A 17,244-nucleotide genomic window follows, 5' to 3' on the forward strand; every position below is an offset into this window, starting at 1 on the left:
CCACCAGCACGGTCCTGCGGGGCGGACCTCCTTTCACCCCCATCCTTGGCGCTCCGCGCTCGAGCTGAGTCGACTCAAGGAACGACATCGCCGTGGATTCGCAACAGGTCCCTGAAGTGCGCAGCTGGCTCATGGAGAACGGCTGGTACCCAGGCCGCGACCTGGGCGAGGAGGCTGATGCCTTGATCAGGGTGCGCATGGACGACGCCGAGCGGCAGGGAATCCCGCTGGTGCCCGTCCAGCCGGCTATTGATGTCATCCACGCGTATGGGGGGCTCACTCTGCCGCAGCCGAAAACTCCTGGCGTTGCCTGGGCCATGAAGCCCACGGTCGGGTACGACGGGGATGTCGCTGCGATCAGTGAGCTGGCTGCGGGGCTTGGGGCGAGGGTTTTTCCAGTCGGGTATGAAAAGTCAGAATTCGGGATACTGTTGGTGGATGAGAAAGGTCGATTCTTTGGTCTTCATCACACTGGTGGTTACTATCTTGGCTCCAGTGAAATCGACGCCTTCTCTCGTTTCTTGATGGGGGTGCTGGATCCCGATGCGGAGGATTATTTTGTCTGATGCAGTCCTGCTGGTTTCCTTTTCTGTCCTTCATTGATGACTTGCCCGCGACGGGCCAGGTGTACCTTGCGAAGCGATGAGCTGAATCGGTCCTGGTCTACAATAGTGCTTTATGAGGGGTATTACGCATGATGTATATATTCCTCGCCAAAGGTGATGCGGTACCGGAAAAACTGCCGAAAGTTCTGGCCGAAGCGTTCCGTGTGCAGACCGACGATATTGACGTGTCTGACATCTCGGAGCTGGAGGACAGGAACTGGGACGCTTCGGTCTCATGCGAATACGAGGTCCTCGAAGGGGACCTGCAGTGGTCGCTGACGGTCTACGCGTCGGAAGCCGTGCAACATCAACCGTCGGAAGACCAGTTGTCTCTTGCTTTTGCACGCCGACTCGGAACTCCAGTGTTCTCGGAATGGGACGGGGGCGTCCCGTGGGTCCGGAAGGTGGCGCTACCCGGCGGGGGATTCACTCTCGCGCGAGTGGTCGAATCCGACCAAGGGGAAGCAGGAGTCTCTGTTGTGGCTGCCGAGGCCCCCATCGATGGGTTGCCGAACGTGCAGGTGACTCATATTCCGGAGGTTGTGCGCGCGTGCGAGATCGCGACTCCGGTGACTGACGAGGTGCTTCCCCCGGGCGTGACAGGAGCGGAGCGCAAGCTTCGTGGGCTGTTGGTCAACTGGGAACGCCTGTGCGTGCGCATGAGAAGCGGCTGGCCACCTAGCGGCTGGTATTCGGCTGCCATGTACAAAGAGGACCTGGAATATCGTGACGCGCTCGATACATCCTTGAAAGATCTTGATCAGGAAGGGGGCAAAATCAAGGCGGCGGTGAAAAGGATCGATTCCGATTTCCGCGCGTTGACAATCGATGACGACGGTCGATCGATTTCTGCTCCTGGCGACACCGGAAGTTCCAGCCAGAGTGCTCGTTCCTGGTACTGGCAGCGTCGCCCGAAGGCGGCACCGTGGGTGGCGGGCTGATCTCTCCCGCTGAAGGGAAGGAACGTACGTTCCCACCACCTCATCCATCAGCTGATCAAAGAAATGTGAGCCGCAGACATGAGCCCCCGCATCCCGTGGAAGAATTCGTCCTTCTCTGGCGGCGGCGACGGCAACAACTGCGTCGAAGTCGCAAGCCTCCCCACCCGCACACTCGCACGGGACTCGAAGACCCTGGCCAGAGCAACCCTCTCCTTCTCGACCGGCGTCTTCACCGTCTTCGTCGATTCCCTGAAGGCCGCTGAGGATCCGTGTCCGCGCTGATGCGCGCCCCGAGTGAGTGCGCGACCTGGGTCTGGGACCTGGAGGACTTCGCGCCGCCGGGGCTCCGGTCAGCGCTCGGTACGGCTGCTCGAATGGCCGCTGTACTGCGGGAACATGACCTCTTGATGCCGCAGCATCTCGAATTTCCCTGGCTCATCCCGGGCGCAGGCGTCGCCCCGGCATGGAACCGCCTGCAGCTCTTCAGGCCGCTTGACGACGAGCGGTTTCTCCAGTGGATCCAGGACCTGCGCCTCGTCGGTTTCCCCGAAGCCGTCACGGGTGCCCTTCTGGTGGCGGGCGATGGTACCTGGTTCGGTGAGGACGGTGCGCGCCACCGCGAGTACCGCCTCGTGGAGCTGACCGTTTCCACGGAGCCCCTGGGCCTCTCGGCGGATGTGTCCGTCCATCACGACATCTGGGGCCCGTACGACTTCCGCGGTATGCCGCACCCCGAAGTCCACCGGCAGAACGCTCCGCGTCTCGCGGCGGCCCTGAAGGAGCTGGACGACATGCTGGGAGTCGCTGCGGAACCGGGGGAGGCCACGTACTTCGGGGTCGCGGAGGGGTACGGAGTCGCGGACCCGGAGGTGACCGACGGACGTGGCCCCGACCTGACCAGCCAGCTGTGACCCGCAGGAAAACACGTCGACGGGCCGCCGAAGTGCGGTGACATACTCCGCCCATGAGCACCGAGACGACAGCGAAGACCACCGCCTGGGCCCTGCGTCCCGCGGTGACGGCCGACGTCGAGCCGATCGCTGAGTTGCGGGCCGCGGTCATGCGCGCCGACCTGGAACGCCTCGGGCGTTACGACGAACACCGGGTGCGGCAGCGGCTGCGGGACGCCTTCTCCACCCGGTACACGTCCGTCATCGTGGCCGACGGCGAACTCGCCGGTTGCGTGACGTTCCGGCCGGTCGACGGCAGGCAGTGGCTGGAGCACTTCTACCTCGCCCCGCGGCACCAGGGCCGGGGCCTCGGCTCCGCCGTGCTGCGCACGCTGCTGGGACGGGCCGACGCGGAAGGCACGGCCGTCGCGCTGCACGTCCTCCAGGGCAGCCCCGCCCGCCGGCTCTACGAGCGCCACGGGTTCGTCCAGGAAGCGGAGGACCCGGTCGACGTCCTCATGGTCCGCCCGCCGGCAGGGCTTCCGCACAGGGCCGCGATCCCCGGTTCGCAGCCCTGCGAGGCCGAGGCCGGGTAGCCCACAGTCGTAGCCGGTAGCCGTAGTCGGTCCCCCGGTGGTCAGCAGCCGAGCAGAGCCAGGGGCCGAGGGAGCCCCGCCGGCGTTGTGCCGCAGCCCGGAGGCGCCAGTCACCGTCCCCCTCGCATCACCGCCCCGCGCGCCCCCGCCCGCGCAGCTCACGGCATGGCCCCCCGCGCCCCCGCCCGCGACACTCACGTCACCGCCCCGGCGCCCGTGGTGGACGCGCGCCCGGGACCGGTGCGGCGGTCTCCGTCCCGTCAGCCTCGGTGGCTGCGGAGCGTTCCCCGTGGTCGCGGCAACCGCCGCCTTCCAGTAGGCGGTTGGCCAGAGCGAAGGCGTCCTCCGTCTTGGGGTGGGACTTGCCCAGACGGGTGTTCAGGATCAGTGCGCCCCTGCGTGCGAGGGCCGCTGCGGCCGGGTCGCCCAGCGCGTGCACGGCCCGGGCCTTGAGCAGCAGGGCGTACCCGATGTACAGGTGGTCCGGCGCGTAACTGGCCTCGCGGATCCGTAACGCCCGGGAGATCAGCGGCACGGCCACGGCGTGGTCGTCCAGGCTGAGGTGGACGCCGGCCAGGGCTATCAGGTCGAAGCTCACGTAGGGGTCGTCCGGCCCGTACGCCGCCTCGTCGATCCGCAGCGCCCGCTCGGCCAGGGGCACCGCCGCCTCGTGATCACCGAGGAGGTGGTGGATCCGGGCCAGGGTGGCCAGGTCCGTCGCGATGGCGGGACTGTCCGCCGGCAGACGGGACTCGTGCAGGGCCAGCGCACGTTCCGCCAGCGGACGCGCCCGCTCCGGAGCGCCGCGGTCGCGGTGGATCTGCGCCAGGGTGATCAGGTCGAAGCCGATCTCCGCGTCCCGCTGTCCGAGCGATTCGTCGATCGCGAGTGCCCGCTCGCACAGGGGCAGTGCCACCGAGTGGTCCCCGATTGAGAGGAGGAACGCCGACGCCAGCCGCAGCAGCGTCGCCGCCTGGGCGGCGCACTCGGCCGGCGGCTCGTCCTTGGTCACCGCGAGTGCGTGCGGGAGCAGTTCCTGCCATCGCGACCGCGCCTGCGGGTCACCGTGGATGTCGTGCGGCACGGCCGCGAGCAGCGCCCGGCACAGCCGCGTGCGCGCGTCGGTGCGCACGTCGTCCGGCATCGCGGCGCGGATGGCGGCCTGCACCAGGCGGTGCAGCACCAGGGAGGAGGCGCCGCGCCGGGCGAGCCCCAGGCCGGCCAGAGCGCCGACCGTCGTGTCCCACGCCACCGGGTCGGCCGCCGCCGCGATCAGCGGTTCCTTGCCGTCACCGAACAGGTCCAGCGGGATCGGTTCCGGGGCCAGCAGCGCACACAGCTCCAGCAGCCGCATGGCCTGCGGCCGCTGGCTCTGCAGCTTGCGCACGCTGAGCTGCCACAGGGTCGCGACCACCACCGCCGGCCGGTCAGTCAGTTCGCCCAGCGCGATCATGTCCTCCAGTCGCGACGCCAGCAGAGCCAGGTACTCCGCGGGCGGGGTGTGGTGGTAGTCCATGTACCCGGCCGCCTGCTCCAGTGCCAGCGGCAGGTCCCCCAGGTGCTCGGCGATCCGGTCCGCCACCGCTGCGGTCATGCCGCACACCCGCCGGGTCAGCAGCTCCACCGCCTCCCGCCTGGAGAAGACGTCCAGGTCGACGACGCCGGCTCTGCCCGACCAGCCGCGCAGCCTGGTCGTGACGATGAGGTGGCCGCCGCTGCCCAGATCACCCGACGGCAGCGCGTCCAGGAGCGTGCCCGGTCTCTCGCCGTTGTCGAAGATGATCAGCCAGGGCCGGTGGTCCCGCAGTGCGCCGTACACCCGGGACACGACCTGATCGGAGTTCACCTCCGCCAGTCCCAGTTCCCGGCCCAGCGAAGCGAACTGCGAGGGCACCAGGTCCGGGTCCTCGGCGTCCACGAACGCCACGAACCGGTATTTCGACCGGTAGAGGTAGGCGTACTCGACCGCGAGCTGTGTCTTGCCGACGCCGCCCAGCCCGTGCACGACCTGCATCGCGCCCTCGCCGCCGGAGGCCAGGCGCTGCCGTAACTCGCGCAGGGTGGCGTCGCGGCCGGTGAAGTGGGTGTTGCGCGGCGGCAGCCGGTAGGTCGCCGGGCGGGGCCGCGGGCCCGGAAGGCGGGCCGCCGCCGGCGCGCGGACCCTTCCGGCAGCGGTCTCGAACAGGTCCGTGAGCGTGGCGTGGTCGCTCCGCAGCCGCGCGAGTTCCTCCTCGCAGGAGAGGTCGATCCGGCCGGCGTGCGCGGCGCGGACGCATGCGGTCACGTAGGCCGCGACCCGCTCCCACGGGGGCGGTTTGCTGAACTTGCCCGCCAGCAGGTCCGACAGCGACGACCGGGTGAGGACCTTGTGCTCGTCGTGGGCCAGCAACTGCGCCTGGGCCGGTGAGCCCGCGGACGTGCGCAACCGCTGCAACCGGTTGACGAACCAGCTTTGTGGTGAGCCAGGTCCCCTCATGTACGCGGCTTTCCCCCGCTCCGCTCTCCGGAACCGTCCGGACTCCGGAGCCCGCGGACGCGGCGCGTCCAGCGGGGGAGCCCAGCGGATCCGGGCTCCTCCGGGACCGCCGCACCCGCGCGGCGCCACCCGGCACCGTGGACGGCGGCACAGACGCAACGCCGATGACCTGAACTCGACGAGGGGATCAACCATGGAACTCAAGGCAAGCCTCACCCGACTCGCCGGCGCGGGCGCGGCGCTCGCATGCGGTTCGGCGCTGCTGGTCGGCGGCGCGACCTCGGCCCAGGCGGCGGCGGTGAACTACCAGGTGATCAACGGCAACAGCAGCAACTCCTGCCTCCAGGTGAACATCTCGGGGGGCAAGGGCAACCTGGTCCTCGGCACCTGCGACCGCAGCGCGAAGCAGGTGTGGCAGATCAGCGGCGGTGTCTTCAGGAACCCGGCGTCGGGCCACTGCCTCGACGGGAACGGCACGGACGTCTACACGTTCCCCTGCAACGGCGGCGCGTACCAGAAGTGGACGACCACGTCCGGCAGCCCGAAGTCCATCCGGCACGACCAGAGCGGCAAGTACTTGGACGCGAACGGAAAGGTGGGGGCCACGGTGGTCTTCCAGCCCACCATCAGCACGGCGTCCCGCTGGGTGATCGACCCGGTGTGACCCGTCGGCCGGCACCGTGAGCCGGGCGGGCCGCCCTCACCGGCGGCCCGCCGCGCCGCAACCTCCACGCAGCGCCCGGAATCCCGTGCTCTCACGGCCTTCTCCCCGGAGCCGGCTCGCAAAGGCCCCCCATGCCTGCGAAGAGCGGCCTTCATGGGCCGCCCTTCATCCCCGGTCAGCGGCTCCGCGAGGTCGCCCTCGCGGAACCCCACCGGGCCGGGCAGGTGCCGACGGCCTCACTCCTCGTCCCCGGCGAACACCTCCCGCGCATCGGTCGCCTGCACAGCCCGCTGGGCCCACGTCTCGAGCCGGTCCAGGTCCGTGCAGGTGTTCACCCGCTCGCGGACGGCGTCCGGTACCGGGATGCCCCGCCATTGGAGGATGCGCAGGGTCATCTCCCGGCGGTCCTGAAGGCGGCCCTGCTCCACACCTTCCTCCCGCACCTGCTCGGCCAGGGGATGCCGCCAGAAGTACTGCGTCGCCGTCATCAGTTCCCTCCACATCTGTTGTGCCTGGGGGTCGGCCAGGCACGAGTCGACGAACTAAACGAAGACCGCGGCGTTGTCGGGGTCGGACGAGCCGACCATCAGCTCTCCTTTCCGTACGAAAGGATCAACGAGCCGCAAGGGCGGAAGTCGCGCCCGGGGCGGCCGCCCCTCCCCGCCCGCCCCTGCCCGTCCACCCCTGTCACCCCCCACCGGTACCGTCGGCACCATGGTGCAACAGGCGGGGACCCACACCGGGGAGCGGCGGCTTGCCGTGGTCGAAGGGGTGCTGGAGCGGATCACGTACGCGAACGAGGAGAACGGGTACACGGTCGCGCGGGTCGACACCGGCAGGGGTGCCGGGGACCTGCTCACCGTCGTCGGGGCGCTGCTCGGTGCGCAGGTGGGGGAGTCGCTGCGGATGGAGGGGCGGTGGGGGTCCCATCCGCAGTACGGGAAGCAGTTCCACGTCGAGAACTACACGACCGTGCTGCCGGCCACGGTCCAGGGCATCCGGCGCTACCTCGGCTCCGGACTGGTCAAGGGGATCGGGCCGGTCTTCGCCGACCGGATCACGCAGCACTTCGGGGTGGACACGCTCCGGGTCATCGAGGAGGAGCCCAAGCGGCTCATCGAGGTGCCCGGGCTCGGGCCCAAGCGGACCAGGAAGATCGCCGACGCCTGGGAGGAGCAGAAGGCGATCAAGGAGGTCATGCTCTTCCTCCAGACCGTGGAGGTGTCGACCTCCGTCGCCGTGCGCATCTACAAGAAGTACGGTGACGCCTCGATCTCCGTGGTGAAGAACCAGCCGTACCGGCTCGCCGCCGACGTCTGGGGCATCGGGTTCCTGACCGCCGACAAGATCGCCCGGTCCGTCGGCATCCCGCACGACAGTCCGGAGCGGGTCAAGGCGGGACTCCAGTACGCGCTGTCGCAGTCCGCCGACCAGGGGCACTGCTACCTGCCCGAGGAGCGGCTGATCGCCGACGCCGTGAAGCTGCTCCAGGTCGACACCGGGCTCGTCATCGAGTGCCTGGCCGCCCTCGCGGAGCCGGACGAGGACGGCGGCGACCCCGGCGTCGTACGGGAGAGGGTGCCCGCGGCCGAGGGGGACACGGAGGAGTCCGTCAGCGCCGTCTACCTCGTGCCCTTCCACCGGGCCGAACTCTCCCTCTCCGCCCAGTTGCTGCGGCTGCTGCGGACCGGGCAGGACCGGATGCCGGGGTTCCGGGACGTGGCCTGGGACAAGGCGCTCGGATGGCTCAAGGGGCGCACGGGGGCCGACCTCGCGCCCGAGCAGGAGGCAGCCGTCAAGCTGGCGCTGACCGAGAAGGTGGCGGTGCTGACCGGCGGCCCCGGGTGCGGGAAGTCGTTCACCGTGCGGTCGGTCGTGGAGCTGGCCCGTGCGAAGAAGGCCAAGGTGGTGCTGGCCGCGCCGACCGGCCGGGCCGCCAAGCGGCTCGCCGAGCTGACCGGCGCCGAGGCCTCCACCGTCCACCGGCTGCTGGAGCTGAAGCCCGGCGGCGACGCGGCGTACGACCGGGACCGGCCGCTGGACGCCGACCTCGTCGTCGTGGACGAGGCGTCCATGCTGGACCTGCTGCTCGCCAACAAGCTGGTCAAGGCCGTACCGCCGGGCGCTCACCTGCTGTTCGTGGGGGACGTGGACCAGTTGCCCAGCGTGGGCGCGGGCGAGGTGCTCCGGGACCTGCTGGCCGACGGCAGCCCGATCCCGGCGGTGCGGCTCACTCGTGTCTTCCGCCAGGCCCAGCAGTCCGGCGTGGTGACCAACGCGCACCGGATCAACTCCGGGCAGCATCCGCTCACCGACGGCATGAAGGACTTCTTCCTCTTCGTCGAGGACGACACCGAGGAGGCGGGCCGGCTCACCGTGGACGTCGTCGCGCGCCGGATCCCGGCCCGCTTCGGGCTGGACCCACGCCGGGACGTGCAGGTGCTCGCCCCCATGCACCGGGGGCCGGCGGGTGCGGGCGCGCTGAACGGGCTGCTCCAGCAGGCCGTCACCCCGGGCCGCCCCGACCTGCCGGAGAAGCGGCTGGGCGGCCGGGTCTTCCGGGTCGGCGACAAGGTCACCCAGATCCGCAACAACTACGAGAAGGGGGCCAACGGCGTCTTCAACGGCACCGTGGGCGTGGTCACCTCGCTCGACCCGGTCGACCAGCGCCTGACGGTGCTGACGGACGAGGACGAGGAGGTGCCCTACGACTTCGACGAACTGGACGAACTCGCGCACGCCTACGCGGTGACCATCCACCGCTCGCAGGGCAGCGAGTATCCGGCCGTCGTCATCCCGGTGACCACCGGTGCCTGGATGATGCTTCAGCGGAACCTGCTCTACACGGCGGTGACCCGGGCCAAGAAGCTGGTCGTCCTGGTCGGTTCGCGCAAGGCGATCGGCCAGGCGGTGCGTACGGTGTCGGCGGGACGCCGGTGCACGGCGCTGGATTTCCGGCTCAAGGGCCGATGAAGGCGTAAAAAAGCTCCAGAAGAGCCCCAGGGGCCACAAAAATGCACGAACGGGCCGCAGCGGACCCCTGCCGCCCCGGCGGTCACCCCCGCATCACAAAAAATGATCGATCAAACGAGTCGCAAAGGTCACAGAGCACTTCCCGTCGCCCGGTCGAGGGGGCAGGATGAGCAGGTTGGCGGCACTGAGTGCCGCCAATAGGCCCAATGGTCGACCCCGAGTGCACTCTCCTGAGCCAAATGGGGGATGGTAGAGACAGTCAGGGCACCTCGAAGATGAGGCACTACGTCGGTGAGGGAAGACGTGAGCGACAACTCTGTAGTACTGCGGTACGACGGCGGCGAGTACACCTACCCGGTGGTCGACAGCACCGTCGGCGACAAGGGCTTCGACATCGGGAAGCTCCGCGCCCAGACCGGTCTGGTGACTCTGGACAGCGGCTACGGCAACACGGCAGCGTACAAATCCGCCGTCACCTACCTCGACGGCGAGCAGGGCATTCTCCGGTACCGCGGCTACCCCATCGAGCAGTTGGCGGAGCGCTCCACCTTCCTGGAGGTGGCCTACCTGCTCATCAACGGTGAGCTGCCGACCGTCGACGAGCTCTCCACCTTCAAGAACGAGATCACGCGGCACACCCTGCTGCACGAGGACGTCAAGAACTTCTACAAGGGCTTCCCGCGCGACGCCCACCCGATGGCGATGCTGTCCTCGGTCGTCTCGGCGCTGTCCACCTTCTACCAGGACAGCCACAACCCGTTCGACGAGAAGCAGCGCGACCTGTCCACGGTCCGCCTGCTCGCCAAGCTCCCGACGATCGCGGCGTACGCGTACAAGAAGTCGATCGGTCACCCGTTCGTCTACCCGCGCAACGACCTCTCCTACGTCGAGAACTTCCTGCGGATGACCTTCTCGGTCCCCGCCGACGAGTACGAGCTGGACCCCGTCGTCGTCTCCGCGCTGGACAAGCTGCTGATCCTGCACGCGGACCACGAGCAGAACTGCTCGACCTCCACCGTCCGCCTGGTCGGCTCCTCGCAGGCCAACATGTTCGCGTCCATCTCGGCCGGCATCAACGCGCTGTGGGGCCCGCTGCACGGCGGCGCCAACCAGTCCGTGCTGGAGATGCTCGAAGGCATCCGTGACTCCGGCTCCGACGTCGACACCTTCATCCGCAAGGTGAAGAACAAGGAGGACGGCGTCCGCCTGATGGGCTTCGGCCACCGGGTCTACAAGAACTTCGACCCGCGCGCCAAGATCATCAAGGCCGCCGCGCACGACGTGCTCTCGGCGCTCGGCAAGTCCGACGAGCTGCTCGACATCGCCCTCAAGCTGGAGGAGCACGCGCTCTCCGACGACTACTTCGTCGAGCGCAAGCTCTACCCGAACGTCGACTTCTACACCGGTCTGATCTACCGGGCCATGGGCTTCCCGACCGAGATGTTCACGGTCCTGTTCGCGCTCGGCCGGCTGCCGGGCTGGATCGCCCAGTGGCAGGAAATGATCAAGGAGCCGGGTTCGCGCATCGGCCGCCCGCGCCAGATCTACACGGGCGTCGTCGAGCGCGACTTCGTCCCGGTCGAGGAGCGCTGAGGCACCCCGCCTCCCGGGCCCCGAGCCCTGGGCCCCGCATCCGCCGGCCGGCGGATGCGGGGCCTTCGCGCGCGTCAGGGGCAGGGGACGGCAGTCCCGAGGCGAGGGGCGGTCGTGGTCCCGCCGGGCGGCAGGGCCGAGCACGGTCGCGGTATCGACGGGCGGCAGAGCCGAGCACGGGTCTCCGGCCCCGGAGCCCCGGAGGCGACCGAACCGCGAAAAGGAGAAGGCGCCCCGACGCCAGTCCCCCCACGGGCCGGCGACCAGGGCGCCTTCCCATGTCCCGGTAACGGATTCCCCCCACGGGATCCGGCCGGGCGTCTGTGGAGACCAGCGCCTGAACCGCTGTCTTGCCGTACTGCCGTACTGCCGCAGCGCCGTGATGCCGTACTACTGCACCACTGCCGCACCGCGTTACCGCACCACTGCGCTCTGCCGGGACAGCGCACGCCCGGGAGGGCCGCTCAAAGCTTCCCGAAGTACGTGCCCCGGCAACGCAGTTCCAGGGAAGTCCCCCAAGACATCCCCAGACGTCAGTCGGCGCCCCCCAAGACGCTTCCTGACATCGCCAAACTTAGACCTTCGAACCCCTTCGATGGTTACGTTCACGTCACTGTGACGTGCGTCTCTTGCATATGTCCCATAGGTGCGCAAGAGCCCTGATATGGCGATCGAGGCCCAAGCGTAAGGAAGATGCGCGAGCCTTGTGAAGAGCTTATGTGAGGCGCGCGCCGGACTCCAGGGGGTCCGGCACTTTGCCCCGGCCGGCCCTCTAGGCCCTGTCGTCAAATTCCCGCCTGCCTCGCGACGCCATGCACGCACTCTCGCCGCACCGGGCCCAGACCCGAGTACGTCCAGTACGAGGGTCAGGGCCCGGCACGCCGAGAGCACGCACCCGACGCCGCGAGGCCCGCCCTCCGGGCGGACGACGGGAATGTGACGACAGGACCTAGGGGTGTCCGGCCGGGGCCGGCTCAGCGGAACGTGCGCAGCCGGAGGCTGTTCGTCACGACGAACACCGAGGAGAACGCCATCGCCGCGCCCGCGATCATCGGGTTGAGCAGACCGGCGGCGGCCAGCGGCAGCGCGGCCACGTTGTAGCCGAAGGCCCACACGAGGTTGCCCTTGATCGTGGCCAGCGTCCGCCGCGACAGCCGGATCGCGTCCCCGGCCACCCGCAGGTCGCCGCGCACCAGCGTCAGGTCGCCGGCCTCGATGGCGGCGTCGGTGCCGGTGCCCATCGCCAGGCCCAGGTCGGCGGTGGCGAGCGCGGCGGCGTCGTTGACCCCGTCGCCGACCATGGCCACGGTCCGCCCCTCGGCCTGCAGGCGCCGTACGGCCTCGACCTTGTCCTCCGGGAGCACCTCGGCGATCACGTCGCCGGCGTCGATGCCGACGGCCCGCGCCACCGACTCGGCGACCGGCCGGTTGTCACCGGTCAGCAGCACCGGCCGCAGCCCCAGCGCGCGCAGCTGCCGCACGGCCTCCGCGCTGCTCTCCTTGACCGCGTCCGCCACGGCGACGACACCCCGTGCCGTGCCGTCCCAGCCGACCACGACGGCCGTGCGCCCGCTCGCCTCGGCCTCGCGCCGCGCCCGGTCCACCTCGTCGGGCAGGTCCGGGAAGAGCCGCCCCACGGCGACCTCGTGGCCCTCCACGCGCCCGCGCACGCCCCGCCCCGGTACGTTCTCGAAGTGCTCGGCCGCCGGCAGCGGTCCTCCGCGCTCCTCGGCGCCGGCCGCGACCGCCCGGGCCACGGGGTGTTCGGAGGCGTGCTCCAGGGCGCCCGCGAGCCGCAGGAGCTGCTTCTCGTCGGTGCCCTCGGCCGCGTACACCTCCTGGAGGGTCATCCGGCCGGTGGTCACCGTGCCCGTCTTGTCCAGGACGACCGTGTCGACGCGGCGGGTGGATTCCAGCACCTCGGGACCCTTGATGAGGATGCCGAGCTGGGCGCCGCGTCCGGTGCCGACCATCAGCGCGGTCGGCGTGGCCAGACCCAGCGCGCACGGGCAGGCGATGATCAGCACGGCGACCGCCGCGGTGAACGAGGCGGTGACGTCGCCGGTGGCCGTCAGCCAGGCCAGCAGGGTGCCGACGGCGATGAGGAGGACGACGGGCACGAAGACCGCCGAGATCCGGTCGGCCAGCCGCTGCACCTGCGCCTTGCCGTTCTGCGCGTCCTCGACCAGCTTCGCCATCCGGGCGAGCTGGGTGTCGCTGCCGACCCGGGTGGCCTCGACGACCAGCCGGCCGCCCGCGTTGACCGTGGCGCCCGTGACCGCGTCGCCCACGCCCACGTCGACCGGGACGGACTCGCCGGTCAGCATGGAGGCGTCCACCGCCGAGGCGCCCTCGACGACCGTGCCGTCGGTGGCGACCTTCTCACCGGGCCGTACGACGAACCGGTCGCCCACGGCCAGCGCGGAGACCGGCACGCGGACCTCGCGGCCCTCCCGCAGCACGGAGACGTCCTTGGCGCCCAGCTCCAGCAGCGCGCGCAGCGCGGCACCCGCCCGCCGCTTGGAGCGGGCCTCCAGGTAGCGGCCGAGCAGGATGAACGCCACGACCCCGGAGGCGACCTCCAGGTAGATCGTCGAGCCGGCGTCCATCCGGGAGACGGTGAGGCGGAACTCGTCGTGCATGCCGGGCATGCCCGCGTCACCGAGGAACAGTGCCCACAGTGACCAGCCGAACGCGGCGAGCGTGCCGACCGAGACCAGGGTGTCCATGGTGGCGGCACCGTGCCGGGCGTTGGTGAGCGCGGCGCGGTGGAAGGGCAGGGCGCCCCAGACCACGACCGGCGCGGCCAGGGTCAGCGCCAGCCACTGCCAGTTGTCGAACTGGAGGGCGGGGACCATGGAGAGCAGGACGACCGGGACGGCGAGCAGCGCGGAAACGGTCAGGCGCTGCCGCAGGGAGGTCAGCTCGGGGTCGGCGGCGGGCGCGGCCTGCGGGTCCTGCGAGGCGGGCTCCGGCTCCGGCGGCGGCGGTTCCTCGGCCGTGTACCCCGTCTTCACCACGGTCGCGACGAGGTCGGACACCGCTACCCCCGGGGGGTAGGTCACCCGCGCCTTCTCGGTGGCGAAGTTGACCGTGGCGTTCACGCCCTCCATGCGGTTGAGCTTCTTCTCCACGCGGGCCGCGCAGGAGGCGCAGGTCATCCCGCCGATGAGCAGCTCGACCTCGGAGGTGCCGGCGGCTCGGGAACTCCCGGTGGCCGCGGGGCCGCCGGGGGCGCCGGCGGTGGTGCCGGGGGGCGCCGGTGTCCCGGCGGGCGTCGCTGCCTGGGTGGTGGTGCTGGTCATGTCCGTACTCCAGAGAACGGACCGGGCCGTACAGAACCAGTATCAGCTGGTCGATACGGCCCGGTGTCGAGAGATACGTGAGTGGTGCGCCCGCTGCTCAGGCGCGGCCGACGAGCTCGAAGCCCGCCTCGTCCACCGCGGCGCGCACGGCCGCCTCGTCCAGCGGGGCGGCGGAGACCACGGTGACCTCGCCGGTCGAGGCGACGGCCTTGACGGAGGTGACGCCCGGCAGTCCGGAGATCTCGGTGGAGACGGAGCCCTCGCAGTGTCCACAGCTCATGCCGCTCACCTGGTAGACGGCGGTGACGGTGTCCGGGGTCTCGGTCTGGGCGGTCATGTCGCTCTCCTCGTCGTGGTGTGCGGGATGGGAGTGGCCCGGAGGGGCTCACTGCATTCGACACTATACCCCTAGGGGGTATTTATCAAAGGAGCGGCGCGGTGCGCCCGGCGGCGTTTTCCGCGAGTGTTTCCCCGAGCGGTTTCCTGGACGAAGGCGAGGGCGGTCGATGCGGGCGGTGGTGTTCGAACGGTTCGGGGAACCGGCCGAGGTGCGTGAGGTCGCCGACCCGCACCCGGCGGAGCACGGAGTCGTGGTGCGCGTCGAGGCGACCGGCCTGTGCCGCAGCGACTGGCACGGCTGGCAGGGGCACGATCCCGGCATCGCGCTGCCGCACGTGCCCGGCCACGAGCTGGCCGGCGTGGTCGAGGCGGCGGGGCCGCGGGTGGCCCGGTGGCGGCCGGGGGACCGGGTGACGGTCCCCTTCGTGTGCGCCTGCGGCGGCTGCGCCTCCTGCGCGGCGGGCGACCAGCAGGTCTGCGAGCACCAGACCCAGCCGGGGTTCACCCACTGGGGCTCCTTCGCCCGGTACGTGGCCCTCGACCACGCCGACGTGAACCTCGTGGCCGTGCCCGGGGAACTGTCGTCCGCGACCGCCGCCTCGCTCGGCTGCCGCTTCGCCACCGCCTACCGCGCGGTGGTCCAGCAGGGCCGGGCCGCCGCCGGTGAGTGGGTCGCCGTGCACGGCTGCGGCGGTGTGGGGCTGTCCGCGGTGATGATCGCGGCGGCGTGCGGGGCGCGCGTGATCGCGGTGGACGTGTCACCGCGCGCCCTGGAGCTGGCGCGGAGCTTCGGTGCCGCCGAGGCGGTGGACGCCTCTGCCGTCCCGGACCCGGCCGCGGCGGTCCGCGAGCTGAGCGGCGGCGGTGCCCACCTCTCCCTGGACGCGCTCGGCTCACCCGCCACCTGCGCCGCCTCCGTCGACGGCCTGCGCCGCCGGGGCCGCCACGTCCAGGTCGGCCTGCTGCCGTCCGCGGACGGCACGGCCCCGGTCCCCATGGCCCGCGTGATCGCGCTGGAGCTGGAGATCCTCGGCAGCCACGGCATGGCCGCGCACGCCTACCCGGAACTGCTGCGGCTCGTGGCGGCGGGAACCGTGCGCCCCGACCTGCTGGTGACCTCGGTCATCGGCCTGGCGGCCGCCCCGGACGCGCTCGCGGCGATGGGGTCGGCCCCGGGCGCCGGGGTCACGGTGATCGACCCCTGGCGCTGAGCGGGATGTCCGGGCCGTCCGGGGCGGGCGTCAGTCCGCGGCCCTGCGGCCCCGGTTGCCGGGCCGGGCGGCCGCCCAGGCGCGGACCGTGTCGGCGTACCAGTACGGCCGGCCGCCCTCCACGCGGTCGGGCGGGGGCAGCAGACCGTGTTTGCGGTAGGACCGCACGGTGTCCGGCTGCACCCGGATGTGTGCCGCGATCTCCCTGTACGACCAGAGCTTCCGGTCGGTCATGACGTGCACCTCCCCACGCGCGCCGCGGAGGCGGCCGGGAGGCCGCCGGGGGAGCCGGGCGTGCGCCGGTGATCAACTGAGCCTGTGCCGCGTGAACGACGCGCGGGCGGCGGCGGAACGGGCCTGTCGGACGGATGTGACCGGCAGGAGACGGACCTGGGACATGTGTGACGAAGAAGTTGCTTTGTGACGGACCCGGGCCGTGCGGGCGGAAGCGGACCCGCCGGGCGGAAGCAGTTCCTCCGGGTGACACCCCGTTCTTCTCTCGTCCGAATGTCCGGACAAAGCGTTGACAGGCCTCCGTCCTCCGCACTACAACCGGGGGAGCCGACGCGAAGGGAAACCGATCGTGTACGACGTGATCACCATGGGGCGGATCGGGGTGGACCTCTATCCCCTCCAGACGGGCGTTCCGCTGGCCCGCGTGTCCGCCTTCGGGAAGTTCCTGGGCGGCTCGGCGACGAACGTCGCGGTCGCCGCGGCCCGCCTCGGCCGGCGTACGGCGGTGATCACCCGGACCGGCGACGACCCGTTCGGCGTCTACCTCCACGAGGCGCTGCGCGGCTTCGGCGTGGACGACCGCTACGTCACGGCGGTGCCGGGACTGCCCACCCCGGTCACCTTCTGCGAGGTGTTCCCGCCGGACGACTTCCCGCTCTACTTCTACCGGCAGCCGAAGGCGCCCGACCTGGAGATCGAGGCGGGCGACCTCGACCTGGCCGCGATCGGCGCGGCGCGGGTCTTCTGGGTGACCGGCACCGGGCTGAGCGAGGAGCCCAGCCGCACGGCGACGCTCGCCGCCCTCGCCCACCGGGCGAAGTCCGGCCCGACCGTCTTCGACCTCGACTGGCGGCCCGTGTTCTGGCGCGACCCGGCCGCCGCCCGCCCCTTCTACGCAGAGGCCCTGCGGTACGCCACCGTCGCCGTCGGCAACCTCGACGAGGTGGAGGTCGCCACCGGTCTGCGTGACCCGCACGCCGCCGCCCGCGCCCTGCTGGACGCGGGAGTCGGCCTGGCGGTCGTGAAACAGGGCCCCAAGGGCGTCCTGGCGCTCGCCCGCACGGGCGAGACGGCCGAGGTGCCGCCGCTGCCGGTCGAGGTCCTCAACGGCCTCGGCGCGGGGGACGCCTTCGGCGGCTCGCTGTGCCACGGGCTGCTCGCGGGCTGGGACCTGGAGCGCGTCGTGCGCCACGCCAACGCCGCGGGCGCCATCGTCGCCTCCCGCCTCGAATGCTCCTCCGCGATGCCCACCGCCGCCGAGGTGGAGTCGGCCCTGGCGGCCGGCGCGGTGCGGTGAGGGCGGCGGCCGGCCGCCCGCCCGGAACCGGCCGCCCGTCCGGATCCGTACGGGCGGCGGAACCCGTACGTGCGCCCGGCTGCGCGTGCGCCGGACGCCGGACACGCGACGGTTGTACGG

The 17,244-nt window shown here is 70.9% G+C and carries 15 protein-coding genes; 10 read left to right on the forward strand and 5 right to left on the reverse strand.

From position 1 onward, the window contains the following. Window positions 1-92: 92 nt before the first annotated feature. The 5 genes from AC6I72_RS20455 to AC6I72_RS20475 all read left to right on the forward strand — a co-directional run bounded on the left by AC6I72_RS20455 (window position 93) and on the right by AC6I72_RS20475 (window position 3,032). A complete protein-coding gene (locus tag AC6I72_RS20455) occupies window positions 93-566 on the forward strand; it encodes an SUKH-3 domain-containing protein (RefSeq protein WP_498002538.1) in 474 nt (157 codons plus the stop codon). Window positions 567-694: 128 nt separating this feature from the next. Then, on the forward strand, window positions 695-1,546 hold the full coding sequence (locus AC6I72_RS20460; protein ID WP_498002539.1) for a hypothetical protein: 852 nt from the start codon (window positions 695-697) through the stop codon (window positions 1,544-1,546). 78 nt (window positions 1,547-1,624) lie between these two features. Beyond that, window positions 1,625-1,828 carry a DUF397 domain-containing protein gene (locus tag AC6I72_RS20465; RefSeq protein WP_498002541.1) on the forward strand — a complete coding sequence of 68 codons (204 nt, stop codon included), beginning with the start codon at window positions 1,625-1,627 and terminating at the stop codon, window positions 1,826-1,828. Next, window positions 1,816-2,457, forward strand: coding sequence for a hypothetical protein (locus AC6I72_RS20470; RefSeq protein ID WP_498002542.1), 642 nt, complete (start codon window positions 1,816-1,818; stop codon window positions 2,455-2,457). Before AC6I72_RS20465 ends, AC6I72_RS20470 begins: the two co-directional genes overlap by 13 nt. Window positions 2,458-2,510: 53 nt before the next feature. Further along, on the forward strand, window positions 2,511-3,032 hold the full coding sequence (locus AC6I72_RS20475) for a GNAT family N-acetyltransferase (RefSeq protein WP_498002544.1): 522 nt from the start codon (window positions 2,511-2,513) through the stop codon (window positions 3,030-3,032). Between the two features lie 199 nt (window positions 3,033-3,231). On the opposite strand, the gene fxsT is transcribed toward AC6I72_RS20475, so the two are convergent. Beyond that, window positions 3,232-5,508: an FxSxx-COOH system tetratricopeptide repeat protein gene (fxsT, locus tag AC6I72_RS20480; RefSeq protein WP_498002545.1), complete on the reverse strand. Its 2,277-nt coding sequence runs from the start codon at window positions 5,506-5,508 to the stop codon at window positions 3,232-3,234. 193 nt (window positions 5,509-5,701) lie between these two features. Here fxsT and AC6I72_RS20485 point away from each other — a divergent pair, with 193 nt between their 5' ends. After that, a complete protein-coding gene (locus AC6I72_RS20485) occupies window positions 5,702-6,172 on the forward strand; it encodes an RICIN domain-containing protein (protein ID WP_498002547.1) in 471 nt (156 codons plus the stop codon). A gap of 236 nt (window positions 6,173-6,408) precedes the next feature. Here AC6I72_RS20485 and AC6I72_RS20490 read toward each other — a convergent pair whose 3' ends face one another. Next, on the reverse strand, window positions 6,409-6,660 hold the full coding sequence (locus tag AC6I72_RS20490) for a hypothetical protein (RefSeq protein ID WP_498002548.1): 252 nt from the start codon (window positions 6,658-6,660) through the stop codon (window positions 6,409-6,411). A 226-nt stretch (window positions 6,661-6,886) separates the two neighbouring features. Here AC6I72_RS20490 and recD2 point away from each other — a divergent pair, with 226 nt between their 5' ends. Together recD2 and AC6I72_RS20500 are read left to right on the forward strand one after the other, a co-directional pair. Further along, window positions 6,887-9,145 carry an SF1B family DNA helicase RecD2 gene (gene recD2 / locus AC6I72_RS20495; protein ID WP_498002549.1) on the forward strand — a complete coding sequence of 753 codons (2,259 nt, stop codon included), beginning with the start codon at window positions 6,887-6,889 and terminating at the stop codon, window positions 9,143-9,145. Window positions 9,146-9,448: 303 nt separating this feature from the next. Next, window positions 9,449-10,738, forward strand: coding sequence for a citrate synthase (locus AC6I72_RS20500; RefSeq protein WP_037864438.1), 1,290 nt, complete (start codon window positions 9,449-9,451; stop codon window positions 10,736-10,738). A 974-nt stretch (window positions 10,739-11,712) separates the two neighbouring features. Here AC6I72_RS20500 and AC6I72_RS20505 read toward each other — a convergent pair. Together AC6I72_RS20505 and AC6I72_RS20510 are read right to left on the reverse strand one after the other, a co-directional pair. Further along, a complete protein-coding gene (locus tag AC6I72_RS20505) occupies window positions 11,713-14,043 on the reverse strand; it encodes a heavy metal translocating P-type ATPase (protein ID WP_498002550.1) in 2,331 nt (776 codons plus the stop codon). A 97-nt stretch (window positions 14,044-14,140) separates the two neighbouring features. Then, the gene (locus tag AC6I72_RS20510) at window positions 14,141-14,380 is read right to left on the reverse strand and encodes a heavy-metal-associated domain-containing protein (RefSeq protein WP_498002552.1); all 240 of its coding nucleotides are present in this window, start codon (window positions 14,378-14,380) and stop codon (window positions 14,141-14,143) included. Window positions 14,381-14,549: 169 nt separating this feature from the next. On the opposite strand from AC6I72_RS20510, the gene AC6I72_RS20515 reads away from it, so the two are divergent. Beyond that, window positions 14,550-15,593, forward strand: coding sequence for a zinc-dependent alcohol dehydrogenase family protein (locus AC6I72_RS20515; protein ID WP_498002554.1), 1,044 nt, complete (start codon window positions 14,550-14,552; stop codon window positions 15,591-15,593). 30 nt (window positions 15,594-15,623) lie between these two features. Here the strand turns inward: AC6I72_RS20515 and AC6I72_RS20520 are convergent, their stop codons facing one another. Further along, window positions 15,624-15,827 (reverse strand): helix-turn-helix transcriptional regulator, encoded by a 204-nt coding sequence (locus AC6I72_RS20520; RefSeq protein ID WP_037864446.1) that lies wholly within the window; start codon window positions 15,825-15,827, stop codon window positions 15,624-15,626. 346 nt (window positions 15,828-16,173) lie between these two features. Between AC6I72_RS20520 and iolC the strand changes: the two genes are divergently transcribed. After that, window positions 16,174-17,124, forward strand: coding sequence for a 5-dehydro-2-deoxygluconokinase (gene iolC, locus AC6I72_RS20525; RefSeq protein WP_498004755.1), 951 nt, complete (start codon window positions 16,174-16,176; stop codon window positions 17,122-17,124). The last annotated feature ends 120 nt before the right edge of the window (window positions 17,125-17,244 follow it).

The organism is Streptomyces sp. Xyl84 (assembly GCF_059731885.1).